General features: G+C 48.6%; 23 protein-coding genes and 1 other annotated feature (1 of these 24 only partly in view). Of the genes, 8 read left to right on the forward strand and 15 right to left on the reverse strand.

The genetic code is table 11. The features are described from left to right. Positions 1–233 (reverse strand) — a binding site (T-box leader) (it extends 14 nt beyond the left edge of the window). A gap of 75 nt (positions 234–308) precedes the next feature. Next, positions 309–815: a pantetheine-phosphate adenylyltransferase gene (gene coaD, locus MOZ60_RS05195; protein ID WP_370595898.1), complete on the reverse strand. Its 507-nt coding sequence runs from the start codon at positions 813–815 to the stop codon at positions 309–311. A 165-nt stretch (positions 816–980) separates the two neighbouring features. Between coaD and ptb the strand changes: the two genes are divergently transcribed. Then, a complete protein-coding gene (gene ptb / locus MOZ60_RS05200; RefSeq protein WP_108774255.1) occupies positions 981–1,907 on the forward strand; it encodes a phosphate butyryltransferase in 927 nt (308 codons plus the stop codon). A gap of 3 nt (positions 1,908–1,910) precedes the next feature. Then, positions 1,911–3,008 carry a butyrate kinase gene (gene buk / locus MOZ60_RS05205; protein WP_277009624.1) on the forward strand — a complete coding sequence of 366 codons (1,098 nt, stop codon included), beginning with the start codon at positions 1,911–1,913 and terminating at the stop codon, positions 3,006–3,008. A gap of 62 nt (positions 3,009–3,070) precedes the next feature. On the opposite strand, the gene MOZ60_RS05210 is transcribed toward buk, so the two are convergent. The 7 genes from MOZ60_RS05210 to MOZ60_RS05240 form a co-directional block, all read right to left on the reverse strand. After that, positions 3,071–3,787: a C39 family peptidase gene (locus MOZ60_RS05210; RefSeq protein WP_370595899.1), complete on the reverse strand. Its 717-nt coding sequence runs from the start codon at positions 3,785–3,787 to the stop codon at positions 3,071–3,073. A 178-nt stretch (positions 3,788–3,965) separates the two neighbouring features. Then, the gene (locus MOZ60_RS05215) at positions 3,966–5,030 is read right to left on the reverse strand and encodes an electron transfer flavoprotein subunit alpha/FixB family protein (protein ID WP_370595900.1); all 1,065 of its coding nucleotides are present in this window, start codon (positions 5,028–5,030) and stop codon (positions 3,966–3,968) included. Between the two features lie 19 nt (positions 5,031–5,049). After that, positions 5,050–5,841, reverse strand: coding sequence for an electron transfer flavoprotein subunit beta/FixA family protein (locus tag MOZ60_RS05220; RefSeq protein ID WP_245309327.1), 792 nt, complete (start codon positions 5,839–5,841; stop codon positions 5,050–5,052). Between the two features lie 16 nt (positions 5,842–5,857). Beyond that, the gene (locus MOZ60_RS05225; protein WP_108774259.1) at positions 5,858–7,018 is read right to left on the reverse strand and encodes an acyl-CoA dehydrogenase; all 1,161 of its coding nucleotides are present in this window, start codon (positions 7,016–7,018) and stop codon (positions 5,858–5,860) included. A 118-nt stretch (positions 7,019–7,136) separates the two neighbouring features. Next, complete coding sequence (locus MOZ60_RS05230; protein WP_277009618.1) at positions 7,137–8,015, reverse strand: 3-hydroxyacyl-CoA dehydrogenase NAD-binding domain-containing protein; 879 nt, start codon at positions 8,013–8,015, stop codon at positions 7,137–7,139. A 22-nt stretch (positions 8,016–8,037) separates the two neighbouring features. Further along, a complete protein-coding gene (locus tag MOZ60_RS05235) occupies positions 8,038–8,832 on the reverse strand; it encodes an enoyl-CoA hydratase-related protein (RefSeq protein WP_108774261.1) in 795 nt (264 codons plus the stop codon). A 2-nt stretch (positions 8,833–8,834) separates the two neighbouring features. Then, positions 8,835–10,034 (reverse strand): acetyl-CoA C-acetyltransferase, encoded by a 1,200-nt coding sequence (locus MOZ60_RS05240; RefSeq protein WP_277009614.1) that lies wholly within the window; start codon positions 10,032–10,034, stop codon positions 8,835–8,837. Positions 10,035–10,374: 340 nt separating this feature from the next. On the opposite strand from MOZ60_RS05240, the gene MOZ60_RS05245 reads away from it, so the two are divergent. Beyond that, entirely contained in the window at positions 10,375–10,848 is a 474-nt protein-coding gene (locus MOZ60_RS05245; RefSeq protein ID WP_370595901.1) for an LURP-one-related/scramblase family protein, read from the forward strand. A 77-nt stretch (positions 10,849–10,925) separates the two neighbouring features. On the opposite strand, the gene MOZ60_RS05250 is transcribed toward MOZ60_RS05245, so the two are convergent. From MOZ60_RS05250 to MOZ60_RS05275, 6 genes are all read right to left on the reverse strand, one after another. After that, positions 10,926–11,969: a nucleoid-associated protein gene (locus MOZ60_RS05250; protein ID WP_370595902.1), complete on the reverse strand. Its 1,044-nt coding sequence runs from the start codon at positions 11,967–11,969 to the stop codon at positions 10,926–10,928. A gap of 47 nt (positions 11,970–12,016) precedes the next feature. After that, positions 12,017–12,238 (reverse strand): toprim domain-containing protein, encoded by a 222-nt coding sequence (locus MOZ60_RS05255; RefSeq protein ID WP_108774265.1) that lies wholly within the window; start codon positions 12,236–12,238, stop codon positions 12,017–12,019. A gap of 71 nt (positions 12,239–12,309) precedes the next feature. Then, entirely contained in the window at positions 12,310–12,876 is a 567-nt protein-coding gene (locus MOZ60_RS05260) for a DUF6553 family protein (RefSeq protein WP_370595903.1), read from the reverse strand. Between the two features lie 108 nt (positions 12,877–12,984). After that, positions 12,985–14,640, reverse strand: coding sequence for an ABC transporter permease subunit (locus tag MOZ60_RS05265; protein WP_370595904.1), 1,656 nt, complete (start codon positions 14,638–14,640; stop codon positions 12,985–12,987). Positions 14,641–14,658: 18 nt separating this feature from the next. Beyond that, positions 14,659–16,167, reverse strand: a complete 1,509-nt coding sequence (locus MOZ60_RS05270; protein WP_108774268.1) for a sugar ABC transporter ATP-binding protein — start codon at positions 16,165–16,167, stop codon at positions 14,659–14,661. 133 nt (positions 16,168–16,300) lie between these two features. Continuing rightward, positions 16,301–17,581 (reverse strand): substrate-binding domain-containing protein, encoded by a 1,281-nt coding sequence (locus tag MOZ60_RS05275; RefSeq protein ID WP_370595905.1) that lies wholly within the window; start codon positions 17,579–17,581, stop codon positions 16,301–16,303. 208 nt (positions 17,582–17,789) lie between these two features. Between MOZ60_RS05275 and MOZ60_RS05280 the strand changes: the two genes are divergently transcribed. From MOZ60_RS05280 to MOZ60_RS05295, 4 genes are read left to right on the forward strand one after another with little or no spacing between them, the layout of a single operon-like run. Then, positions 17,790–19,385, forward strand: a complete 1,596-nt coding sequence (locus MOZ60_RS05280) for a response regulator (RefSeq protein WP_370595906.1) — start codon at positions 17,790–17,792, stop codon at positions 19,383–19,385. Beyond that, positions 19,382–21,214: a sensor histidine kinase family protein gene (locus MOZ60_RS05285; protein WP_370595907.1), complete on the forward strand. Its 1,833-nt coding sequence runs from the start codon at positions 19,382–19,384 to the stop codon at positions 21,212–21,214. The genes MOZ60_RS05280 and MOZ60_RS05285 overlap by 4 nt, the downstream gene beginning before the upstream one ends. Next, positions 21,192–22,160 (forward strand): substrate-binding domain-containing protein, encoded by a 969-nt coding sequence (locus tag MOZ60_RS05290; RefSeq protein WP_370595908.1) that lies wholly within the window; start codon positions 21,192–21,194, stop codon positions 22,158–22,160. Before MOZ60_RS05285 ends, MOZ60_RS05290 begins: the two co-directional genes overlap by 23 nt. A gap of 3 nt (positions 22,161–22,163) precedes the next feature. Next, entirely contained in the window at positions 22,164–23,156 is a 993-nt protein-coding gene (locus MOZ60_RS05295) for a galactose ABC transporter substrate-binding protein (RefSeq protein ID WP_370595909.1), read from the forward strand. Between the two features lie 9 nt (positions 23,157–23,165). On the opposite strand, the gene MOZ60_RS05300 is transcribed toward MOZ60_RS05295, so the two are convergent. Beyond that, complete coding sequence (locus MOZ60_RS05300; protein WP_370595910.1) at positions 23,166–23,984, reverse strand: DUF2238 domain-containing protein; 819 nt, start codon at positions 23,982–23,984, stop codon at positions 23,166–23,168. Positions 23,985–24,184: 200 nt separating this feature from the next. Between MOZ60_RS05300 and MOZ60_RS05305 the strand changes: the two genes are divergently transcribed. Continuing rightward, positions 24,185–24,358 carry a hypothetical protein gene (locus MOZ60_RS05305; RefSeq protein WP_370595911.1) on the forward strand — a complete coding sequence of 58 codons (174 nt, stop codon included), beginning with the start codon at positions 24,185–24,187 and terminating at the stop codon, positions 24,356–24,358. Positions 24,359–24,466: the final 108 nt, after the last annotated feature.

The raw sequence follows: 24,466 nt of genomic DNA on the forward strand, positions 1-24,466 counted from the left end.
ACTGTACTCCGCGGTGCCACCCAGAATTATTGATCACTCGATCAATCGCTTAGTCTCCTGACAATCATCAGGGGTCAATCAGATAACGGTCTGCTCCCGTCGAAGCCTACTTTTCACATTTCGGTCCGAGGCTCAGGGGTGTTCTTTCAGCAATGCGCAATATCGAAGTTTTCACTGTTCTTCGACTCACTTGGATCCGCCTTCTGCTTACTTCTCCCCTTCATCGCTTGTGTCTCTGTTTTACGCCTGATGAAAATGAATGTCAATAAAATTTTCTTGTTTTCTGCAAATTGTTAAATCTTTTTCATTTATTTCTGATTTTGTTTCATCTGTTCCTGCAGTGCCTGCATGACTTCTTTCTCAATTTCCTGCGGCACCATGCCGGTGATCGTACCGCCATTGAGTGCAATCTCCTTTACAACCGAGGAAGACAGGAACGAATACTGCGGCCTTGCAATCATTAACATCGTCTCAATATCAGGATTGAGCATCATGTTGGCTGTTGCCTGTTTCAGCTCATACTCATAGTCTGAAACTGCCCGGATGCCTCTGACGATTGCCACTGCCCCCAGCTGTCTGGCCATATCGACTGTTAAGCCCTCACCAATCACCACCGAAACATTGTGCACCTGCGGCAGTGTCTGAAGGCTTCTGACGATCAGATCACGGCGCTCTGTCTCGGTAAACAGGCACTTCTTGTTTACGTTGCGCATGATCAGAACCGTCACTTCATCAAACATGCGGCTTGCCCGCTCGATAATATCCATATGGCCATTTGTGATCGGATCAAATGTGCCAGAATAGACTGCTTTCATCAAAATGCCCCCTTAAAAGGCAGGTCCCCTCTTGAATATGGATCATCATATGGAAAAGATCATCAATGCGTTCTGTGTAAGGGCTTTCCTGCCTTGAATCTATCATGTGAATATGTTAACATACACATGCTGTAAAAGTAAACAAGGAGGCTGTTACACAAGATTATGGCGAAAAACTTTCAGGAGCTGTTATCAAAGCTTTCTTCCTGCGGCCGCAAGACACTGAGTGTTGCCTGTGCACAGGACACGGCGGTTCTCGAGGCTGTCAAGGAGGCTCATGACCTTGGCATCATCGATGCCGTTCTCGTCGGCGATGAGGCAAAGATCCGTGAAATTGCCAATGAAATCAAGATGGACTGCAGCCAGTTCACCATTATTAATGAACCGGATAGTGACAAGGCACCGTTAACAGCAGTGCAGCTTGTCCATGATGGCAAGGCAGATATGTATATGAAAGGAATTCTTCCGACAAAGAATTTCCTGAAGTCTGTATTAAACAAGGAAGTCGGTCTGCGTACAGGCAAGCCTCTCTCCCATGTCTGTGTCTTTGAAGTACCAGGCATCGACCGTCTGCTGTTTTTGTCCGATGTTGCCTTCATTCCGTATCCGACACTGGAAGACAAGAAGCACATCATTGAATATGATGTCGACGTTGCCAATGCATGCGGCGTAGAGAATCCGAAAGTTGCTCCGCTGGCTGCGGTTGAGGTTGTCAACCCGAAGATGCCGTGCACGGTAGATGCGGATGAGCTGCGTAAGGCCAATGAAGCCGGCGAGATCAAGGGCTGTGTCGTGGATGGACCGCTGAGTCTGGATATTGCCCTGTATCCTGCTGCTGCCAAGGAAAAGGGTGCTGAAGATCGTCCGGCTGCCGGCAAGGCAGACATTCTGCTGTTCCCGGATATTCATGCCGGCAACCTCGTATACAAGACCATGGTACACATGGTGCCAGGTCTCAAGAACGGCAATGTGCTGGTTGGCACAGCTGCCCCGGTCATTCTGACATCACGTTCCGATTCCAAGGAAACCAAGGTATATTCCATTGCCCTGGCCGCCCTGCTGGCAGAACATATGAGAAAGGTAAACGGATAACATATGGCATATAACATTCTTGTAATCAATCCTGGCTCCACTTCCACCAAGATTGCGATCTTCGCAGATGAAGAGAAAGTCATGGAAGTCGGCCTTGACCACCCGGTATCTGAAATCGAAAAGTTCAAGAAAACCATCGATCAGCTGGATTTCCGCTATCAGGTCATCATGAATTATCTGAAGGAACAGAACTATGACATTCATCAGCTGGATGCCTGTGTTGGCAGAGGCGGTTATCTGCATCCGATCCCAGCCGGCACTTTCACCGTCAATGATGCCATCGTGCATGATCTGACCATTGCCCTGCATGGTGACCATGCCGCAAACCTCGGTGCCCTGCTGGCCAAGAAGATTGCTGATCCGCTGGGCATTCCGGCTTACACGGTTGATCCTACCGCTGTTGATGAAATGCAGGATGTTGCCCGCATTTCCGGTATGCCGGATATCACCAGACGGTCCAAGATTCATGCACTGAACATCCGTGCTGTCACCAGAGAATATGCAAAGTCCATCGGCAAGAAGTTCAATGAGATCAATGCTGTGGTTGCACACATGGGCGGCGGCTGCACAACAGCTGTGCTGCGCAAAGGCAAGATCATTGATATGTACAATGGCCTGGATGGCGACGGTGCCTTCGCGCCGACAAGAAGCGGCGGTGTTCCGGTCGGTGATCTGATTCATCTGTGCTACTCTGGCAAGTATCCGACGGAAGATGCCATGATGCGCCACGCAGTTGGTGATGCCGGCATGGTTGCTTACCTTGGCACGGCAGATATGCGTGAAGTCAATAAGATGATTGAAAAGGGTGACAAGAAAGCTGCTCTGATCAAGGAAGCCTTCGTTTACCAGCATTCCAAGGATATTGCAGCTCTCGCAGCAGTCCTCAAGGGTGATGTGGATGTCATCATTCTGACTGGCGGCATTGCCTATGGCAAGGATATCACGGATGCCATCAAGTCTTATGTCGGCTGGATCGCACCGGTGGCTGTCATTCCTGGTGAGCGTGAGATGATCGCACTTGCTCAGGGTGCCCTGCGTGTATTGACCGGTGAGGAAAAAGCACAGGTTTACGAAGAAGAACCTGAAGATTCCAACTATTGAGATTAAACGCAAAACAGACTGTAAACAGTGTGTGCAATACACTGTCTGCAATCTGTTTTTTCTTATGCCATGCGGTAAACGATCCTTGATCCAAGTCCTTCGAACAGCGGTTCAAAATCGGAATAGGTCATATGATACGTTGTACCGCCATTTGGATCCGCAATCCAGAATCCCGTGGAATCATAGCCGTAGATGACCACAGCATGCATTTCCAGGGGATATTTCACTGTTTTTCCAGTTTCAAGATCTGTCCATTCTGTATATTCCGTAAAGGTGGCATCATCATCCAGATAGCGCCATGCCTCTACCGGATTGCCACTGTCCAGGATTGCCCTGATCTCGCTGAGAGAAGCACCTGTTTCTGCGGTAAAGCCGCCATCCAGCAAAGTATTGGCAGCCTCGGCAATCGGACCGTTATAGCTGCCCCAGCAGGCAATTGCAGGATTGCCGATATAATATTCTTCCGGATCATAACCAACAAAGCCTTGTCTGGATTGATAGGGATTATCTGCAATGGGCAGTGCATCAATGACATCTTCCATCGTGATGGAACTGTCATAGTACTGCATTAACATATACAGGGATACCGCTTCACAGCCATCCGGATAATCTGGATACTGGTTTACCGCATCCACGCCTTCCAGAATCACGCCGCTTCCTGATACCTTCTCATAGACATCTGCAGCATCCTGTAAAAGTTCTTCTTTCTTCATGTCAAAACCGGTAAAAAGTGCTGCTGCCCCGCCTGCGCAGCATAGCAGTGATATCAGTTGTTTCATACGGTTTCTCCTGTTCACATTCTGAGAATACCGGAGGTACGCGAAGTAAACTTTAAGGAATTATGAAGATTTTCTGAACATCTGGAAATGAATATGTGACGTTTCTTTCATAATCTATGCGCAAAAAAATCCGATCCTTCATGTATGCCATGAAAGACCGGATATATTTTTGAATCAATCAGTTCTGGTTCGCCTTGGCAATGGCAGCCTTCAGCTTTTCTGTCAGCAGCGGCACTACCTTGTTCAGATCACCAACGATACCATAGTCGGCGACATCGAAGATCGGTGCATTCTCATCCTTGTTGATGGCAATGATGATATCGGACTCTTCCATGCCGGCAACATGCTGGATCGCACCGGAAATACCGATTGCGAAGTAAACATGCGGACGGACAGTCTTACCAGTCTGGCCAACCTGCAGTTCCTTCGGCTTCCAGCCTGCATCAACAACTGCTCTGGAGCAGGATACTGTTCCGCCCAGAACAGCAGCCAGATCATCCAGAAGCTTGAAGTTTTCAGCAGAACCAACACCACGGCCGCCGGAAACAAGGATCTTGGCAGCAGAGATATCCGCAACCTTGGAGATTTCCTTGACAACTTTTTCGATTGTGACATAGCAGTTGTTCTCTTCCAGAGCCGGCTTCCAGTTGATCACTTCAGCCTTGGCACCCTTGCGAGGCTCAATCTTCTGCATAACACCCGGACGGACAGTAGCCATCTGAGGACGGTTGTTCGGGCAGGCAATGGTAGCGATTGTGTTGCCGCCAAATGCAGGACGTGTCATGAGCAGCTGCTTATGCTTCTGTTCCTGACCTGGGATTGCGACCAGCGGATAATCACCGATATCCAGCTTTGTGCAGTCAGCAGTCAGACCAGTTTCAACACGGGCAGAAGTACGCGGACCAAGATCACGGCCGATGGCAGTAGCACCAACCAGAACGATTTCAGGCTTGAACTCATTGATATAGCCAGCCAGTGCCTGTGTATACGGCTCTGTGCGGTAATCCTTCAGCTTCGGGTCATCAATGACGACAACCTTATCTGCACCATATTCAGCCAGCTCATCAACCAGGCCGCCGACATTCTCACCAATCAATACAGCAGTGACTGTCTTGTCATCCAGAGACTCAGCGAGTTCTCTGGCTTTGCCAAGAAGCTCCAGGGTAATCGGAGAAAGCTTTCCATCAACCTGCTGGGCATAAATTGCAGTACCCTTGTATTCTTCCAGATTCTTCTTAATCATCTCTTCTTCCTCCCATTACTCAGATCACATGCTTTTCAGCAAGCACATTGACGATATAGTCAGCTGCATCTGCCGGTGTATCCGGTGTCACCTTGACACCCTTGCCCTTGGCAACCTTATCAGATGCCTTGGCAATCATGGTCGGAGAACCTGCCTTACCAATATCGGAGTCATCAACGTCCAGGTTTTTTCTGCCCCAGACAGTTACATCCTTGGCATATGCGTCAAAGATTCCACCAGGTGTCATATAACGAGGTGTATCCAGCTCAGAAAGAGCTGTGATCAGGCAAGGCATCTTGGCTCTGACAATCATATAGCCATCATCAAACTGTCTCTTGACGACAACCTCATTGCCCTCAACCTTGACTTCTCTTGCATAAGAGATCACCGGAATGCCCAGATGTTCTGCAATCTGCGGACCAACCTGTGCAGTATCGCCATCGATTGCCTGACGTCCTGTAAAGATCAGATCGTACTTCATATTCTTCAAAGCACCGGCAATTGTAGAAGAAGTAGCCCATGTATCAGCACCGCCGAGCACTCTGTCAGTTACCAGGACACCATCATCAGCGCCCATGGCCATAGCCTCACGCAGAACTTCATCAGCCTTCGGCAGGCCCATGGTCAGTACAGTAACCTTGATATTCTCAGGATCCTTGTCCTTGATTTCCAGAGCTGCTTCAAGACCAGCCTTATCATCAGGGTTCATGATCGCCAGCATAGCGCCGCGGTCCAGGGTTCCATCCGGTTTGAACTTGACGCCGCCCGCTGTATCAGGAACCTGCTTGATGCATACTACGATATTCATCATCTTCTGTCTCCTTCTCTTATTTCAGCATATCTGCGGAAATGACCATTCTCTGTACTTCAGAAGTACCTTCATAGATTTCCGTGATCTTCGCATCTCTCATCATACGTTCAACTTCATATTCTCTGATGTAGCCATAGCCGCCCATCAGCTGAACACACTCGGTTGTAACATGCATTGCTGTTTCAGCCGCAAACAGCTTAGCCTCAGCAGCCTCTACAGAATAACGCGGCTTGAGAGCCTTGGCCTCAGCAGCACGGTATACAAGGAACTTGGCTGCCTCAACCTGTGTCTTCATATTAGCAAGCTGGAACTGTGTATTCTGGAACTGAGACAGAGATCTGCCAAACTGCTTTCTTTCCTTGACATATGCCACACAGCGGTCCAGTGCACCTTCCGCAAGGCCAAGAGCCTGCGCAGCGATACCAATACGGCCGCCATCCAGTGTATGCATGGCAATCGGGAAGCCCTTGCCTCTTGTGCCAAGCAGATTGTCCTTCGGAATACGGCAGTCCTGGAAGATCAGCTCATATGTGGAAGAACCGCGGATACCCATCTTGTTCTCCTTTGTACCAAAGGTGAATCCCGGTGTACCCTTTTCAACAATGAAGGTAGAGAATCTCTTCTGCTTTCTGCCCTTCTTGTCCAGCACGATGTCTGTGTAAGCAATGATGATATAGATATCTGCTTCCTTACCATTGGTAATGAAGCACTTGGAACCATTCAGAACCCACTCCTGGGTAGCTTCATCAAAGACAGCCTTTGTCTGAGCACCCTGAGCATCTGTACCAGCACCCGGCTCAGTCAGAGCGAAGGCACCAAGCTTTTCACCCTTGGCCAGCGGAACCAGGAACTTCTTCTTCTGCTCCTCTGTACCAAATGTATTGATCGGATCCATGCACAGGGAAGTATGTGCAGATACGATGACGCCGGTTGTGCCGCAGACCTTGGACAGCTCCTCAACCAGCATGACGTATGTCAGCGGATCGCAGCCCTGGCCGCCATATTCCTTCGGAATCGGAACACCCATGAAACCGTACTTCTGCATCTTCTTGACAGTTTCCCGCGGGAATTCTTCCGTTTCATCCACTTCAATTGCATGCGGCTTTACTTCTGTTTCGGCAAAGTCTTTGAAAAGCTTTTGCGCCATCTGATGTGGCTTGTCCAACTGGAAATCCATTTCTATATTCCTCCAATATTTCAAACATGGCCGGGAGCGTCTATTCTTTCATCTCCCGCATACCATAGCAACAGCGCTGAGCGTCAAATACGTCCAGCGCTGAAGTTCGCAACTGATCTTATAACTCGTCTACCGGTGTCTTGGTTCTGTCCGCATTGTACTTGTAGAAGCCAATGCCAGTCTTGACACCCAGATGTCCGCCTCTGACCATCTTTCTTAACAGCATAGCCGGACGGTACTTGGAATCGCCTGTCTCTTTATACAGTGTATCCATGATGGCAAGAACGATATCCAGACCAATGAAGTCGCCCAGTTCCAGCGGTCCCATCGGATGGTTGCAGCCAAGCTTCATAGCAGTATCGATGCCTTCGATGTTGGAGACACCTTCGCTGTAAACCTGGATACCCTCGTTGATCATCGGGATCAGGATACGGTTGACAACAAAGCCCGGAGCCTCATTGACTTCAACCGGCGTCTTGCCCAGCTTGACAGCGATTTCCTTGACTGCCTTGACATCTTCATCAGATGTGTTGGCACCCTTGATGACCTCAACCAGCTTCATCACCGGAGCCGGGTTGAAGAAATGCATGCCGATAACAGGCTTCTTCAGGCCTGCGCCAATCTCTGTGACAGACAGAGAAGAAGTATTTGTGGCAAAGATGCACTTGTCATTCTTGACAATGTTCTCTTCCAGATCCTTGAATGTGCTCTTCTTGATGTCCATGACTTCCAGAGCTGCCTCAACAACCAGATCCGGATCCACAGCCTGAGAGTTCAGGCCTGTCTGCATCTTGTTCAGGATGGCATCCTCTGCTTCCTGTGTCATCTTGCCCTTGGCAACACGCTTATCAAGAGAAGCCTTGACCTTGGCCTTGCCGCCATCAGCGAACTCCTGCTTGATATCGCAAAGATACACTTTCTCAACATCAGCGCACTGGGCAAATGCCTGGGCAATGCCGCGGCCCATTGTACCAGCACCAATAACTGCTACCTTCATCTGTTATTCCTCCTGTCTTACCTTATGCATTCTTGAAAGCCACATGCTTGACTTTCTTTGGATCATCTTTCTTGCGAAGGAAATTGGCCATGCCTTCCTTCTGGTCCTCACTCTCGAAGCAGCTGCCAAACAGTCCTTCTTCCACTGTCACAGCTTCATCCATCTCTTTTTCAAGACCTTCGTTGACAGCCTTCTTGCAGGCACGTACCGCAATCGGTGCATTTGCAGCGATTGTCTGGGCCAGCTTCAGTGCTGTCGGCATCAGTTCTTCTGCAGAGACAACCTGATTAACCAGGCCAATGCGCAGTGCCTCATCTGCCTTGATATTGCGGGCAGTATAGATCATCTGCTTGGCATAGCCAGGTCCAACCAGTCTTGCCAGACGCTGTGTACCGCCAAAACCAGGTGTGATGCCCAGGCCTGCCTCAGGCTGGCCAAACACAGCATTTTCACTGGCGATACGGAAATCGCAGCTCATTGCAAGCTCATTGCCGCCGCCAAGAGCGAAGCCATTGACAGCCGCAATCACCGGGATCGGGAATGTCTCAATACGGCGGAAAAGATCATTGCCCTTCTTGCCGAATGCCTTTCCTTCTTCCTTGGTCAGTGTGCTCATCTCACCAATATCAGCACCAGCCACAAAACTTCTGTCACCAGCACCCGTTACAATCAGGCAGCGCACTGTATTGACATCGACACCATCCAGCACGGCGCTCAGATCATCGAGAACCTGAGAATTCAGTGCATTCAGTGCCTTCGGACGGTCAATGGTAATGATGCCAACCTGACCGTTTACCTCATAATCGACAAAGCTCATTGTCAGTCCTCACGCTCCACAACAGTAGCGCAGCCCATGCCGCCGCCGATGCACAGTGTTGCAAGACCTCTGTGTGCATTCTTCTGCTTCATGGCATACAGCAGAGTAACCAGGATTCTGGCACCGGAAGCGCCAACCGGATGACCCAGGGCAATGGCACCGCCATTGACGTTCAGCTTTTCAGGATCGAAATGCAGTTCCTTGGCAACTGCGCAGCTCTGTGCAGCAAATGCCTCGTTAGCCTCATACAGATCGAAGTCATCGATGGTCAGGCCTGTTCTCTTCATGACCTTGCGAGTTGCCGCAACCGGACCAACACCCATAATTGCCGGATCAACACCAGCCAGGCAGCCGGCAATCCATGTTGCCATCGGCTTGATGCCCAGTTCCTTTGCCTTGTCTTCAGACATGATGACAAGCGCAGCAGCACCATCATTGATACCAGAAGCGTTGCCTGCTGTGACAACACCGCCCTGCTTGCCAGAGCAGCACTTCAGCTTGGCAAGAACCTCAGGTGTCTGACCCTCTCTCGGGCCCTCATCTGTATCAACAGTTACAATACCCTTCTTGCGGCCCATGTTGACCTCAATCGGAACAATCTCTTCCTTGAAGCGGCCATTGTCACGGGCATCGCATGCTTTATTCTGAGAATGAGCGGAGAACTCATCCAGCTCTTCTCTTGTCAGATGCCATCTTTCAGCTACGTTCTCAGCTGTAATCATCATGTGATAGTCATTGAATGCATCCCACAGCGCATCATGGACCATAGCATCAACCAGGCCATCCTTCGGTGTATTCATACGATAACCGAATCTTGCATGCGGCAGCAGGTAAGGACCATTGGACATGGATTCCATACCGCCGGCAACGACGATATCCGCATCACCTGCTTCAATCATCTCAGCTGCCATATTGACGCAGTTCAAACCAGAACCACAGACAACATTCACGGTGACAGCCGGTGTTTCTACCGGCAGACCAGCCTTGATTGAAGCCTGTCTTGCCGGGTTCTGTCCCAGACCAGCCTGGATCACATTACCCATATATACATGGTCGACCTGCTCAGGCTTCAAGCCTGCACGCTTTACTGCTTCCTTGATCACAGCAGCACCGAGATCCACTGCCGGAACGGTGCTGAGTTCGCCGCCCATCTTACCAATGGCTGTACGGCAGGCACTCGCAATAACAATTTTCTTTGACATCTGATGTGTCTCCTTCCTTATGAGCAACTTGTTAAAGTTTTCTCATGCACGAATAAAGATACCACATGACAATCCTATTTTCAATCAAGTTTCTGTAAAACAAAGTTCAATATGTGCTTTATTTCACAACTCGTTTTTATATATTTCAATTCTTTGCCAAATTGAAATTTCCATCTGCCTGCCAATATATATCATCGTTTTATTTATGCATCATTTTGCTAAAGTACCATTAAAAAGCTGCTTCAGAAAAAATTATTATAAAAGAAGCTGATCTGAACCACCAAAAGGGAAAAGTAATATGAATATTGTCATATAATATTCTCATCAGGGAAGAAATACCGTGAAACTGCTATTTAAACAGCGCATCTTAAGCTGGTTCGACAGCTATGACATTTATGATGAGGAAGGAAATACCATTTACGTCGTCAAAGGACAACTGGCATGGGGACACTGTCTGAAAATCTTCGACAACTGTGGAAATGAACAGGGAACAGTACAGGAAAGAATATTCCGTCTTCTGCCTCATTTCGACCTGTATGTGGCAGATCAGAAAATCGGCTCTGTCCAGAAACGATTCACATTCTTCAGTCCGGTCTATGACATTGACTTCAACGGCTGGCAGGCAAAAGGATCCTTCACTGGGTGGAATTATTCCATCATTGACCGCCATGGTGAAATCATCGCAGAGATCCGCAAAGAACTGTTCCACCTCAGCGACACCTATGTTATTGATGTCAAAAATGACGAAGACTCACTATATTGCCTCATGTTCGTTCTCGCCATCGATGCCGAAAAATGTTCTCAGGGCAATTGAACTGAAGACAACGTACCCACTCGGTCCATACTGATTCAGCTTATCCCGCAAAAAAAACAGGATCACTTAAATCCTGTTCAGCTTCGATTCAGTATTTTCCCAATGTGCTTGATCTCAATCGTGATGGTGCCATCCTCATGCTTGATAAACTCAATCAGATCCGGATTCTGAAAGTATTCCACCGGAAAGCTCAATTCAATACCGGTATCCGTCTTGAGCTTCTGGTTCTTCATTTTGCGCACCACGGCTGCCTTTGGCACTTCCAGCGCATCCGGCACCTCGGCCTCTTTGCGCTTCTGCTCAAACGCAGCAGCCATCTCTTCCTGGTGATCATAACCGGCAAATGCTTCTTCCACTGCCTCTTCCATCGCCAGCGGCCTTTCTTCCTTTGCACTGGTGCGTACAGCCCGCTTGATGCCGGATACCGCAATCGATGGATTCTCATCATACTGCTGGGCAACCTCATTGGCGATCTGTGTCATCTGGGAAATGACTTCCTGATCTGATTTCTTCCCAGTGCAGTGCAGCAGCACATCCTGCAGCAGGGCTGTATCATCCGGCCAGTTTGTTTCATCTGTATACAGAATCTCATCATTGAGCAGATTGACAAAGCAGAAGGAAGAAAGCTTCCGGGTGGCAGAAGGCAGAATCGGCTGGTGTGCAAAGCTGTTAGCCACCCTGTCACCATTCATCTGTGTTGTATGCGTCCAGGCACTCTGGTTCATTAACAGCATGATGCCAAAGTATGGTACCTCATCTGCCCGGAAATCCACAGCCAGTACATCCAGGCAGGCACCAGGATGCTCTTTCAGCCAGGCTGAAAGCACCCCTGCCGCATCACCACTGGTTTCTTCAAAGTCTTTGCGCTGATGAAAAAAGTCATGCATCAGCACCTGAAACGGACTGTCGGGCAGAAACGTACCATGGCGGCTGCGCAGGTCATTGAAACATCTTCTCGTATGCCCGTAGACATACTTCTGGATTTCCGGCTTTTCCAGATCCAATGTCTGCTGTGAGAGAATTTCGGTATCTGTACTGCTGTCAAAAATATGCAAAATCGCCCTTGTCAGAACAATGCCGGCACTCTTGTCTTCCAGTACTGCTTCTTCGTTATCTTCCATCTTCTTCGTTTAAAAAAGCGGGATCCTGCCCGCTTTTGCAAGTCCTTTCAATCTTTTTTATCCGTTTCCGGTTCGCCTTCAATCGGGCCTTCCTGATCTGCAGGTGCGGTCCGGTCCATGATCGTGCCGCAGTATGGACAGATCGGCTTTTCGATATTCACTGTATGGCCGCACTCCGAACAATCGCAGGCAGGCAGATACAGATAGCCGCCCATGACTGTGTCAGATGGCTTTCTGTGATGAATCCAATACCCATGTTTCTTGCTCATTCCCATCACCTCTATTGAAACTTGTGTGCCCTTATTATATCAGATGCCAGCAGACTTGTGATGCAGTCGTCTCAATTCCGCTCCAGAAAGACTTCTGCCCGTTTTCTGGCAATGGCAAGCAGGCTTGCTACATCCTGCTGCAGATGAAAGCGGGCAGGCACTTCTTCCAGCATTTGTGAAAGATCGTCCATCACTGCTGCACTGACCGTATCCTGATCCCTTCTGCCCATGCCAAGAAATGCCGGCCGGGAGAAAGATTTGCGTGAAACAGTCAGATAACAGTCAAACAGATCCGCCCATTCTGCCTCCATCACAGGATCTTCATCATAGACACCAAGTGTCTCCAGATGCGTGATCAGCTGTTCATTCATCGTCTTACGATTAAAAGCATTTGGCTTTGTGTCTGCCATCTGCCGGATCATGAGCAAAGCATGCATGAAGTTGTCCGGCCGCTGTTTCAGCTGCGCTCTGCCATATCGCTTCTGCAGGACCACAAGCCGCCGCTGATCATCAGGATCATCATACTGTGCAATCCTTTCCTGCAGGATTTTCTCGCGCAGGCTGATATCCTTGATCTGATAGTAATGGAGTGGCCAGTCTTCCAGATACTGGCTGTAATCCGCTTCTTTCTTTTTCATGAACATACGTCTTATTATACCTCTTTCCCACATTCTCCCATGAAAAAGAGACTGTGCATCCTGCACAGTCCCAATTCCCCATAACTCAGGAGGAGATACAGCAATTGATTACTTCTTCTGAACGTACTTCAGGCAGTCCAGTGTAACGGCAGCCAGAATGATGATACCTTCGAAGACGAACTGCAGGTTGGTATCAATACCAAGAATCGTCAGGGAATATGTCAGAGAAGTGAAGATCAGAACACCAACGACGACGCCGGAGATCTTACCAATACCACCAGTGAAGGAGACACCGCCGACCACGCAGGCAGCAATGGCATCCATATCCCAGCCCTGTCCATACGCAGCAGAACCAGAACCAACCATTCTGTTGCACTCGAGCCATGCACCGATACCATACATGATACCGGCAAGGATAAATGCACTCAGTGTTGTCTTGAAGACGGAGATACCGGAAACAGTCGCAGCTTCAGGGTTGCCGCCAACGGCATACAGATTCTTGCCGAGGGTTGTCTTGTTCCAGATGAACCAAACAACGAAGATGGCAGCCACAGCCCAGAGAATGATTGTCGGGAAGCCATTGATCTTAGGAATGAATATCTGAGGAATCTTGGCATCGATAGCACCGAAGGATACACCCTTTGTCGCATAGGTAACAATACCGAAGATAATCAGCATGTTGCTCATTGTGGAAATGAACGGATGCATGCGGAACTTTGCCATGAAGAAGCCAGCCACGGTAGCAAATGCTGTTGTCAGGATGATGCATACCAGCAATGCAAACAGTGCCTTGCCGACCAGCGGCCAAGATGTGAAGTCAAAGATATGTCCGAACACAGCACCGGTGTTGATTCCCTGGTGCATGATGATCGTCGCGGTAACCATACCCATACCGACCATACGTCCGACAGACAGATCGGTACCGGTTAACAGGATCAGTCCGGCAACACCCAGTGCCAGGAACATACGCGGACTTGCCTGCTGCAGAATGTTCAGCACATTGGTGACAGTAAACAGCTGAGTATGTTTGACAACCGGCGTGATGATTGCCAGGAAGATGAAGATTGCCACAATGACGATATACAGACCATTTTTCAGGAAGAACTGCTTCTTATTAAATGTGTAGCGATAGTTTTCCCACTTCTGAGCCTGTTTCTGTCCGAATGTGAATCTGGACATGCGCAGATTATCAATCAGATGATACTGATACGTGAAAGCTTCATGACGTCTGTCCTTGATTTCCTGCAGTTCATTCTGATATGTCATCTTGGCATCAAACTGACGGTTCTTGTAAACGTAGTTTTCATCCTTGATTTCATGCTTGTCACTCAGCTTGGCAAGATTGGCATCATGTTCCTTCTTCAGGGTATCCAGTGCAGCCGTGTACTTCTGCTTCGCCTGTGCAAGCTGTGCATCACAGCTTGCATTCACTCTGTCAAGATACTTTGTCTTGTAGTTTGCTTTCAGATATGCCTCAGCCTTGCCGACAAGCGCCTTGATCTCATCCTTATGCTTGTTTTCAACAACCTTGGCGTCCTCAATCTCCTTGTGAATCGCCACACTCCGGTCATTGGCTTCTCTGGCATCGAGTGTCTTGTCATTCTTTACATGAATCAGCTCGTTGCGCAGCGTCTGAATCTTTGTACTTCCCTCAGCACGCATTGCATCAATCTGTTTCTGGATGTCTTCTACATATGCACTGATCGGCTCGCGGAGCTGTTCCTCCTGCTCTGCCGTCAGAATATCCTTATTTGTATTCTCCATTTTGCTTTCCCCTTCTAATCAAAGATACTTTGCACTGAGCCGCAGCAGCTCTTCCTGATTGGTTTCCTTCGTATTGACAATGCCGGACAGATGGCCGTTGCTCATGACGCCGATCCGGTTTGTGATACCAAGAATTTCAGGCATTTCCGAAGAAACAACGATAATTGTCTTGCCCTGCTTTGCCATCTGAATAATCAGTTCATAGATTTCATACTTGGCGCCGACATCAATGCCGCGGGTAGGCTCATCCATCATGAATACATTCGGATTTCTCTCCAGCCATTTGCCGAAGATCACTTTCTGCTGATTTCCACCGGAAAGAGAGGCAATGCTGTCTTCCGGTCCCATGCATTTGGTATGCATGATCTTGATTTCCTTGGCTGTTGCCTTGACCATCTTCTGATCAGAAAGAGCAATGCCATTCTTATAGTGATCCAGATTGGCAATGCAAGTATTGAACGTAAGATCACCCTTGAGGAAAAGACCATTTGCCTTACGTTCCTCTGTAATCATGGCAAAGCCATGATCCATTGCCTCACGCGGACTGTTGAAATTGCACAGCCTGCCGTTGTAGTACACACGACCGCTGGCTCTGGTCCGGGCCCCAAAGATCGTCTCCAGAAGTTCTGTACGGCCGGCACCAACCAGACCATACAGACCGAAGATCTCACCCTTACGGACATCGAAGCTGATATCCTGCAGATGAGGCGCATATTTCGTCGAAAGATGCTGAATCGAAAGAATCGGCTTCTCGGGTGTATTGTTGACTGGTGGGAACCGATTGTCGAGCGAACGGCCAACCATGGCTGCAATCAGTTCATTCAGGTTTGTATCCGCGGTTGCTCTGGTCATGACCATCTTGCCATCACGCAATACTGACACCTCATCGCAAATCTCGAAGATTTCATCCATCTTGTGAGAAATATAGATGAGAGAGATGCCCTGGTCGCGAAGCTTGCGCATCATGCTGAACAGCTTGCGGACTTCCGGCTCTGTCAGAGATGAGGTCGGCTCATCCAGAACAATCAGCTTGGAATGGTAGGAGATTGCCTTGGCGATCTCACACATCTGCCTTGCCGATACACTCATCGTCCTCATGGGCGCTGTCAGGTTGACTGTCAGGCCAAGGCTGCGGAAGAGATCCGCTGCTTCCCTGCGCATTCTGCCTTCATCAACAACCCCAAGTGAGTTGGTTGGATAACGGCCCAGGAACAGGTTGTCTACAACACTTCTTTCCAAAGCCTGGTTCAGTTCCTGATGGACCATGGCAATGCCATTTTCCAATGCGTCTTTCGGCCCTGAGAAGCTGACTTCTTTCCCATCCAGATAGATCGTTCCTTCATCTTTCTGGTAAGTTCCGAACAGACACTTCATCATCGTCGACTTTCCGGCACCATTTTCTCCCATCAGACCCATGATAGTTCCGCGCTTCACATCCAGGTCAATGTGATCGAGAACTCTGTTTCGTCCGAAGGTCTTGCACATGCCTCTGATCGACAGAATATTGTCTTTCTTTTCTTCGCTCATGCACGATTCCCCTTTTCAATTGGCGGACTGGTTTACGTCATGCCGTAAACTATTCCATAAATAAGAGAAAGGGCTGCAGGGAAACTCTTTCCCAAGCTGCCCTTTCAAAACTGCATTCAGATCAATCCTTCGATCAGGAAAGCAATGATGTATAGGAAGCTGCGTTATCCGTCTTCACCATATTGATGGCGAATGCATCATACTGATCCGGGTTGCCAAGTCTGTTGGTGATGTTGGACTCTGTCTGGCCATCGCCGCCGATATATTCAACATCAAGATTCAGCAGATCATCATACTTCTCAAGAAGCGGCTGATATGTAGAACTCAGGAAGTTATCGGAAGCATTATAGATGTCAAGCCAAACCTTCTTGCTCGGAGACTTGGAAGCATCCAGCTGGTTGGAAACCGGCTTGTAAATGACTGTGGAATCCAGGAAGTCCTTGTAGTTGTCAGCTGTAACAGCGAGGTTCAGAGCATAGAAGCTTCTCTCATCTGCGTTGTATTCATAGTCTTCGCCTTCAACCAGAACGTTGCCGGCATCATCAGCAGTGGAAATACCTGTGTTGATATCAACGCCATCCAGAGCATTTCTCAGAACTCTCAGAGTCAGATAAGCCTGTACGTCAGCATGCTGGGAAATTGTTCCTGCATAGCCGTCAGCGATAGCTGCAACTGCATCAGAGTTTGCATCGTAGCCGAATGTCGGAACCTTGTTATCCTTGGACCATGCATTGAACATTGCCATGCCCATGCCATCATTATTGGAGACAACCAGATCAATCTGATCGCCGAAGGAAGAAGACCATGTACCGATCGCATTTCCGGCTGTAGCTGCATCCCATGTTGCACCGGCAGAGTTCTTCATTTCCTGAGAAGCGAGCTCTCTGATCTTGAATGTCTTGCCGCCGGCATCAATAGTGCCATCCTGTACAATTGTGGAAGAGCCATCTGTATTTGTGCCGCACGGTTCAGAGTTCAGATCATCGCCGTCTTTGACACCTGTGCCAAGAGCCTTGCGGACGCCCCTTGTACGGGCAATGGAGTCATTGTGCCCGATATCACCAATTGCCAGAACATAGCCGATGATGCCATCGCCATTTCTGTCAATTTCATCCGCATGCTTTGTGATGTAATCAGCAACCATCTGGCCCTGCAGCTCAGCACCCTGCTTGGCGTCGAAGCCAACATAGTAAGTGTCCTTGTTCCAGTTCAGAGCTGTCATGTCAAGCTCACCAGTGGAGCTGTTGGACGGCTGGCGGTTGAACCAGCAGACCGGCTTGTCAGCGTTGGCACCGGAAGACTTGCTGCCGGCATCTGCAGTTGAAGCTGCTGTGGACGAGCCGCCGCAGCCAGCCAGCAGGCCAGCCGACATAGCAACCGTCGTGAAAATGCTTAATGCTTTTTTCTTGTTCACAATTATTTCCCTCCTTGTGAATTTTTTGAGGTCTCCCTCAACACACCAATACTTTAGCAAGCGCTTTCATTTTTCAACATAGAATTTTTTTTGATGAATTATTAAAGATTTTTCATCGTTTTTTCACAATTCAGGTTCTGTCGCAATCTTTCCGTAAGGGCATACAAATAACTTTTTCCATAATATAATGGAAGCATTCGAGGCTGTTATGAGTAAATATAAAGTAATGCTTGTTGACGATGAAAAGGATGTCATGGATATGATCTGTGCGCGGATTGACTGGAATGCCTGCGGGCTGGACAGTCCCGTTTATGCCGCCAATGGTCTGGAAGCACTGGAGCTTGCAGACCAGGTTCACCCGGATATTGTCATGACTGATATCAAGATGCCCTATATGGATGGTCTGGAACTGAGCCGGCAGCTGAAGCAGCTCTATCCAAATATCCGCATCATCATCCTGTCAGGTTTTGATGAGTTTGAGTATGCAAAGGAAGCTGTTTCTCTCAATGCGGAAGAATATCTGCTCAAGCCGATTGATGCCATTCAGCTGCAGCAGGTATTTACCCGCATTAAAAATGCGCTGGATAAAGAAATCAGTGAACGGCAGAATCAGCAGATGCTGGAAAACTATTATCGCCAGTCCCTGCCGGTTCTGCAGGAAAACTTCTTTGCTTCCCTGGTGCAGGGCAGCATACCTCCTGAGGAATATGAAAAGTACCTGCATGACTACCAGATTTCCATGCCCGGTCCCTTCTATGCCTGCGCCGTACTGTATACAAGCACCAACCACGTTCCCAAAGGCATGGACTACATGCTTCTGTTCATGAGTGTCCGCAAGCTCGCAGAAGAAAAGATCAGCAGCAAGTGGAAGCCATACTATTTCAATTACCTTTCCCATCTGTGCATGGTGATCTCTCTGCAGAAGAAGGAAGACATCACGGAGTTCACAGATGAACTGGACCGTTTCTGCCGGCTTGCCCACAGCATGGTCAATGCTGTTGTTACTGCCGGCATCGGTCAGGTATGCGCTTCTCCTGCTGAAATCTCAGCCTCCTATGCAGGTGCCCGTCAGGCTGTCTCCTACCGCGTTATTTACGGTTCCTGCCAGGCAATTAACATCACCGAAATTGCACCGAGTGAAAAAGAAGAAGCGACAGATGTCAGCGATGCGGATCTGCGCGAATTGATCAAGCAGATTTCGCTGGAGGATCCATCCCGCCTCAAAACTGCCATTGACAAGTACTTCTCTGCCAATGCCGGTATCAGTTCTGTGATCACCTACAATCTGTTTGTCATGGATCTGGTCGGCAGACTCGGCCGCTTTGCCCGCAACAACAATCTGGATCCACAGGAAATCTTTGGCAAGGATTCACTGGACTGGCAGAATCTACAGTCACGTGATCCCGATACAGTAAAATCATGGACGGTAAATGTATGCCTTGATATGCAGGCAAAGCTTCATGAAAAGCGCTCCTCCTCTACGCGTGACTTTGTAGAAAAGGCCAAAGCCTATGTCAATGAGCACTATATGGACCAGGATCTTTCCCTGAATACCCTGTGCCATGTCCTTGGTGTATCCGGATGCTACTTTTCAACTGTATTCAAGCGTGAGACAAACCAGAGCTTTGTCAGCTATCTGACAGATGTGCGTATGAACAAAGCTGCCGATCTGCTTGTGGAACAGAATGAGAAAGCATATATTGTGGCAACACAGGTAGGCTATAACGATCCCAATTACTTCTCCTATGTCTTCCGCCGCAAGTTTGGCGTATCGCCAGGCAAATACAAAGCAGGCAGACAATGAAGAGATCCTTGCCCAAACAGCCGCGCTCCATCCGGCTGATCATTCTGATATCCTACAGTATTGCCTCCATGATGATCGTGGCAATACTTGGTTTCTCTTTTGCCAATATGTTTTCCAAGCGTACCAGGAAGATGCTGACAGAGAACACCAGCAATGTCTCCCGCCAGGAAGTGATCAATATCGAGGCATATCTTGCCAATATGCGCGGTATTGCCAATGCCCTGTATTACGATGTCATCAAGAGTGCAGATCTTGCCAACAGCGATCTTTCTGAGCGCATCTCGCTGCTGTATGCCGCCAACAGTGATGAAATTGTCTCCATTGCCCTGTTCAAGGAAGATGGAAGCCTTGTCTCATCTGCTCCGGCTGTCCCTTTGAAGCCAGGAGTGGATCCCTCTGAACAGGCATGGTTTACAACCGCTCTGGCTGAAGTTGAGAATGTCCATTTTTCCCAGCCCCATATCCAGAACCTGTTTATATCCAATACGTATTCTTATAACTGGGTGATTTCACTGTCGATGGCCGTTGACCTGAATGAAAACGGAACAGCAAGCCGCGGCGTTCTGCTTGTGGATATGAATTACCAGGACCTGGAACAACTGCTGGAAAGTACCAATCAGGACATGTCCAGCCGCTATACCTACCTTCTCTCCGATACAGGTGTTATGATTTACCATCCCTATCAGTCACAGATTCAGGCAAATCACTATCAGGAGAATACTGGGGATATTCTGAAAGAACAGGATGGCGCCCATCACGAAATCTTCAACGGCAGCAGGCGCATTATTTACATTGATACTGTTTCCTACACCGGCTGGAAGCTTGTCAGCGTGATTCCCGCCAGTGCTCTGGCCATTGATGCCCGCAGTACCAGATGCCTGATCGTCATGATTCTCTCGCTGACCATTATGATCATGATTCTGATCAACCGTGCTCTGGCTAACCGTGTCTCCGGGCCTTTGATCCGTCTCAATGATGCCATTGCCAATATGGAGGGCGTCCGCAATATTCCTGCCAGTGTATATGCCAACGGCTCCCGTGAAGTACAGGAGCTGGGCAGTACGCTGCACAGCTACATGAATCAGATCAACCGCCTCATGGATGACATGGTCGAGGAGGAAGAGGAAAAGAGGCGCAGTGAGCTTGATGCCCTGCAGGCACAGATTAACCCGCACTTTCTGTACAATACTCTCGACTCCATCGTATGGATGATTGAAGGTGGAAGAAATCAGGAAGCAGTCTACATGATTACCCAGCTGGCTTCATTTTTCCGCATGTCACTCAACCGCGGCAAAGCAATGATCTCGATCGGAAATGAAATTAAACAGGCCCAGTCATATCTGGCAATTCAGAAGATCCGCTACAAGCAGTCTTTCCAGGATTACTACGAAATCGAAGACGGCATTGAAAACGACATGATTGTCAAACTGGTTATCCAGCCAATTCTGGAAAATGCCATCTATCATGGCATCAAGGAGGCAGAGCAGGATGGTGAGATCCGCATTCATGGCTGGAAAGAGGATCATGATATTTATATTGCGATCTCTGACAATGGGTATGGCATGACTCCGGAAGAAGTGAGATCAATTCTCGATGAGAAGAAACGGCCTGCTGTAGAAAAACATGGGTCCGGCGTTGGTCTGATCAATGTTGACAAGCGGCTGAGGCTGCGCTTTGGCGAAGGATATGGACTGAAGGTAGAGAGCGAACTGGATGAGGGCACAACCGTTACCATCCATATTCCTGCCATTGAAGCAACCCCTGAGAATCTGGAGCGCTATGAGAATGGAAAGGAAGGTGAGCCTCATGAACCACCGCAAGCTCAATGATTATCTGATCTTCCTGATCTGCGGTGCACTGCTGCTGTGTGCTCTGCTGGCAGGCATCATTGCCAATCTTCCTGAAAAAACCACCCAGCCAATTGCCATTTCTGTCATCGTCCCGGATTCCGGCAATGCCAGATGGGCAAATTTCAAAAGCGGCCTGCGGGCTGCTGCCAGGGAATATTCTGTGGATCTCAGCATTGTCAAAACAGATGCTTTTACCGGGAGCCAGCAGGAACAGGATGTGATCCATCAGGAAATCAGCCAGGGCGCTAAAGGCATCATCACCCAGCTGGCTTCCAGTACCGGCGCAAAGTCTTTTGTTGAGGAAACGGCAAAGGCTGTCCCGATCGTTCTTTGTGACAGCACTGTTTCTGTTAACCAGGACAATGTCAGTGTGTTAAGCATGGAAAATGAGAAAGCAGGGAGTACCCTCGCCATTCAGGCCAGCAGGATGCGGAAAGGAAGTTCTTTTACGGTTGGCATCCTTGCAGGCCGCAGCAATACAGCAAGAGCGAGCCAGCGTGTGCTGGGCGTAATGAATGCCCTGGGGGAAAACAGAGGCGTGATTGCATGGCTGCTGTACAGCGATGATACAAGCATCGAAAAACTGCAGTCACTGCAGAGCCAGACCCCTGTGGATATGATCATCGCCCTGGATAATGATGCCCTCGAAACGGCAGTTGACTACTGCCAGCTGGCCATAGAAAATGCCCCTGCCCTGTTTGGCATCGGTGTTTCCGATAAGTGTATTTACTATACAGATGTCGGCACGATCTCAAAGCTGATTGTGGAAGATGAGTACGCTATGGGCTACCAGGCAATTGAGCAACTTGCCGGCCGTCTGCAGCACCACAGCAGTATGCAGAGTGTCACAATTGACTTCAAAGTCATTACCAAAGACAATATGTTTACCGCGCAGAACCAGGAACTTCTGTTTCCTCTGAAATAGCCTATGAAGAATATAACAATCCTGTGTGCATTGGCCATCGCCCTTTCGGGCTGCAGGGCAATGCCACCAAAAAAGAATTTCAGTATTGGCGTTGCTGTCTATGACAGCAATGATGTTTTTGTCAGTTCTATCTGTGATACGCTTCAGAAAGAAGCAAGCAATGACGGCATTCATGTCTCCGTTGCGGATGCCGCCCGCTCCCAGCTCAATGAAAATGAACAGGTCTCGGATCTGATCGCCGATGGTGCAGACATCCTGTGCATCAACCTGGTAGACAGGTCCGCCACCTCCACGATCATCAATGCGGCAATAGATAAAAATATCCCGGTCATTTTCTTCAACCGTCAGCCGGTAGAAAGTGATCTCAACCGCTGGGAAAAGCTCTATTATGTCGGTGCCGATGCCCAGGAAAGCGGCCGTCTTCAGGGACAGATTGCGGCCAGCTGGCTGCGCAGCCATCCCGAAGCAGACCGCAGTCATGACGGCATCATCCAGTACTACATTCTGGAAGGAGAGCCAGGCCACCAGGATACCATTATCCGTTCAGAGACATCTGTTGACACTTTGAGCGAAGCTGGCATCTCTCTTGAAAAAACAGGCTATGCCATCTGTGACTGGCAGAAAGAAAAAGCACAGGAACAGACAGCCAGCCTGATCGAAAACGGCACATATTTTGAGCTTCTTATCTGCAATAATGACGAAATGGCAGCGGGTGCTGTACAGGCATATCAGGATGCTGGAATTCCTGAAGACCAGCGGCCTGCCATTGTCGGCGTAGATGGCACAGACGAAGGTATCAGTCTGGTAAGAAGCGGCGAAATCATCGGTACTGTCTATAACAACTACAAAGATCAGGCAGAAATGATTTACAGACTGGCAGATGCTTTGATGAATCATAAAAATCTGCAGGAATTCAACCTGCAGAATGGTCACAGCTATTTTTCATCCTACCAGAAAATGACAAGTGACAACGTTTCCTCTTTTGGGAATCAATAATACATACGATCATGCCTGATCCCTGTCCGGTGCCTGTTCCATTGGCCTTGGTATCAAATGTGCCACAATGGACTTCCTGTCACGGTGACTGACATAGAAATAGCCAAACACACTGAAGACAGTGGCACCAATCAGATTGACAAACAGATCTGACATCGTATCAATCAGGCCAATGTCAAGATATCCGTTATCCATTGTATATACCGAGCCGTCTTCCAGGTAGAGCTCGGTTTTTTCTATGCCTTTGACAATGACCGGACTGTTTTTCTTTTCCGGATTCAGGGAGACGCTGGAGATACTGTGCACCCACGTATCTTTCTGCATGTCTGTACGCATCAGGCTGTCTGCAGAAAATTCAATGAATTCCCAGCAGACCCCGATCGTCATCGAAAAGCAGAAGGACACAATGCACAGATACAGCGGAGACAGATTCAGGCGATGACTGTGCTGGTTCAGCAGATCAACCAGAGAAAAGCCGATAGCTGCACACAGGAATCCGTTGATCGTATGCAGGATCGTATCCCAGAAAGGAATGATCGTGTAGAAATTATTAATTTCACCAAGAATTTCAGCAGCATAAATAAACAGATAGATGATAATTTCCAATGCGCCCGGAAGTTCGATTCTGAACCGGGAGGAGATCAGATGCGGCAGTGTAAACAGAATCAGAGACAGAATGCACAGCACAGCATTATTCAGATCACCTTTGGCAAATTCACGTATCAAAGACAGAATGACAAGTCCCCGCAGCACAAAGTATACAATGACAGTTCTGCGGTCTGAATCACCGTATTTCTTTCTGATATAATTGCGGATCTTTCTGAACATATACATTTCCTCTTTTTTAGTTTCAGATATCATAGCAGAAAATAGAAAAAATACGCGCCTGCCTGCAGCAAAAGCATCTGATCCTGCTGCCGTGCCTTTAACGCAGGTATGAATACCATGTTTGATGGACTTTTATCATCTATGATTCCATTCATGAAGGCAAACCGATATAATGATGTTAACCACGGGGAGGCTTGATCATGAAAATTGAACTCAATCTGGACGGGGACCTTGTCAAAGATCTGCAGGAGGCTGCCGACAGCCGAAGCTGCAGCCTGAATGATTTCATTTCAGCAGCATTGAAAGCAGACCTGCTTCGCTCAGAAGTCTTTCTGAATGAAGTATATACTGCCAGAAATCATGACCGCCCGTAAAACGGGCGGTTTGTCCTAAGCCTATAAGGCTTTATTACTAGCCAGCGTCTTAAGGCGCTGGCTTTCGCATCTTCAATGTTCAAGCCACGATTGCAGTTTAACTCTCTC

The sequence above is a fragment of the Grylomicrobium aquisgranense genome (genome assembly GCF_033971865.1).
Taxonomy (GTDB): Bacteria; Bacillota_I; Bacilli_A; order Erysipelotrichales; family Erysipelotrichaceae; genus Bulleidia; species Bulleidia massiliensis.

Coding starts and splice junctions, on each gene's coding strand:
- MOZ60_RS05225 (WP_108774259.1), bottom strand. CDS start 7,018: ATGGATTTCCAGTTGGACAAGCCACATCAGATGGCGCAAAAGCTTTTC.
- MOZ60_RS05235 (WP_108774261.1), bottom strand. CDS start 8,832: ATGAGCTTTGTCGATTATGAGGTAAACGGTCAGGTTGGCATCATTACC.
- MOZ60_RS05270 (WP_108774268.1), bottom strand. CDS start 16,167: ATGAGCGAAGAAAAGAAAGACAATATTCTGTCGATCAGAGGCATGTGC.
- buk (WP_277009624.1), top strand. CDS start 1,911: ATGGCATATAACATTCTTGTAATCAATCCTGGCTCCACTTCCACCAAG.
- MOZ60_RS05215 (WP_370595900.1), bottom strand. CDS start 5,030: ATGATTAAGAAGAATCTGGAAGAATACAAGGGTACTGCAATTTATGCC.
- MOZ60_RS05220 (WP_245309327.1), bottom strand. CDS start 5,841: ATGATGAATATCGTAGTATGCATCAAGCAGGTTCCTGATACAGCGGGC.
- MOZ60_RS05210 (WP_370595899.1), bottom strand. CDS start 3,787: ATGAAACAACTGATATCACTGCTATGCTGCGCAGGCGGGGCAGCAGCA.
- MOZ60_RS05295 (WP_370595909.1), top strand. CDS start 22,164: ATGAAGAATATAACAATCCTGTGTGCATTGGCCATCGCCCTTTCGGGC.
- coaD (WP_370595898.1), bottom strand. CDS start 815: ATGAAAGCAGTCTATTCTGGCACATTTGATCCGATCACAAATGGCCAT.
- ptb (WP_108774255.1), top strand. CDS start 981: ATGGCGAAAAACTTTCAGGAGCTGTTATCAAAGCTTTCTTCCTGCGGC.
- MOZ60_RS05280 (WP_370595906.1), top strand. CDS start 17,790: ATGAGTAAATATAAAGTAATGCTTGTTGACGATGAAAAGGATGTCATG.
- MOZ60_RS05230 (WP_277009618.1), bottom strand. CDS start 8,015: ATGAAGGTAGCAGTTATTGGTGCTGGTACAATGGGCCGCGGCATTGCC.
- MOZ60_RS05285 (WP_370595907.1), top strand. CDS start 19,382: ATGAAGAGATCCTTGCCCAAACAGCCGCGCTCCATCCGGCTGATCATT.
- MOZ60_RS05300 (WP_370595910.1), bottom strand. CDS start 23,984: ATGTTCAGAAAGATCCGCAATTATATCAGAAAGAAATACGGTGATTCA.
- MOZ60_RS05265 (WP_370595904.1), bottom strand. CDS start 14,640: ATGGAGAATACAAATAAGGATATTCTGACGGCAGAGCAGGAGGAACAG.
- MOZ60_RS05240 (WP_277009614.1), bottom strand. CDS start 10,034: ATGTCAAAGAAAATTGTTATTGCGAGTGCCTGCCGTACAGCCATTGGT.
- MOZ60_RS05255 (WP_108774265.1), bottom strand. CDS start 12,238: ATGAGCAAGAAACATGGGTATTGGATTCATCACAGAAAGCCATCTGAC.
- MOZ60_RS05305 (WP_370595911.1), top strand. CDS start 24,185: ATGAAAATTGAACTCAATCTGGACGGGGACCTTGTCAAAGATCTGCAG.
- MOZ60_RS05290 (WP_370595908.1), top strand. CDS start 21,192: ATGAACCACCGCAAGCTCAATGATTATCTGATCTTCCTGATCTGCGGT.
- MOZ60_RS05260 (WP_370595903.1), bottom strand. CDS start 12,876: ATGAAAAAGAAAGAAGCGGATTACAGCCAGTATCTGGAAGACTGGCCA.
- MOZ60_RS05250 (WP_370595902.1), bottom strand. CDS start 11,969: ATGGAAGATAACGAAGAAGCAGTACTGGAAGACAAGAGTGCCGGCATT.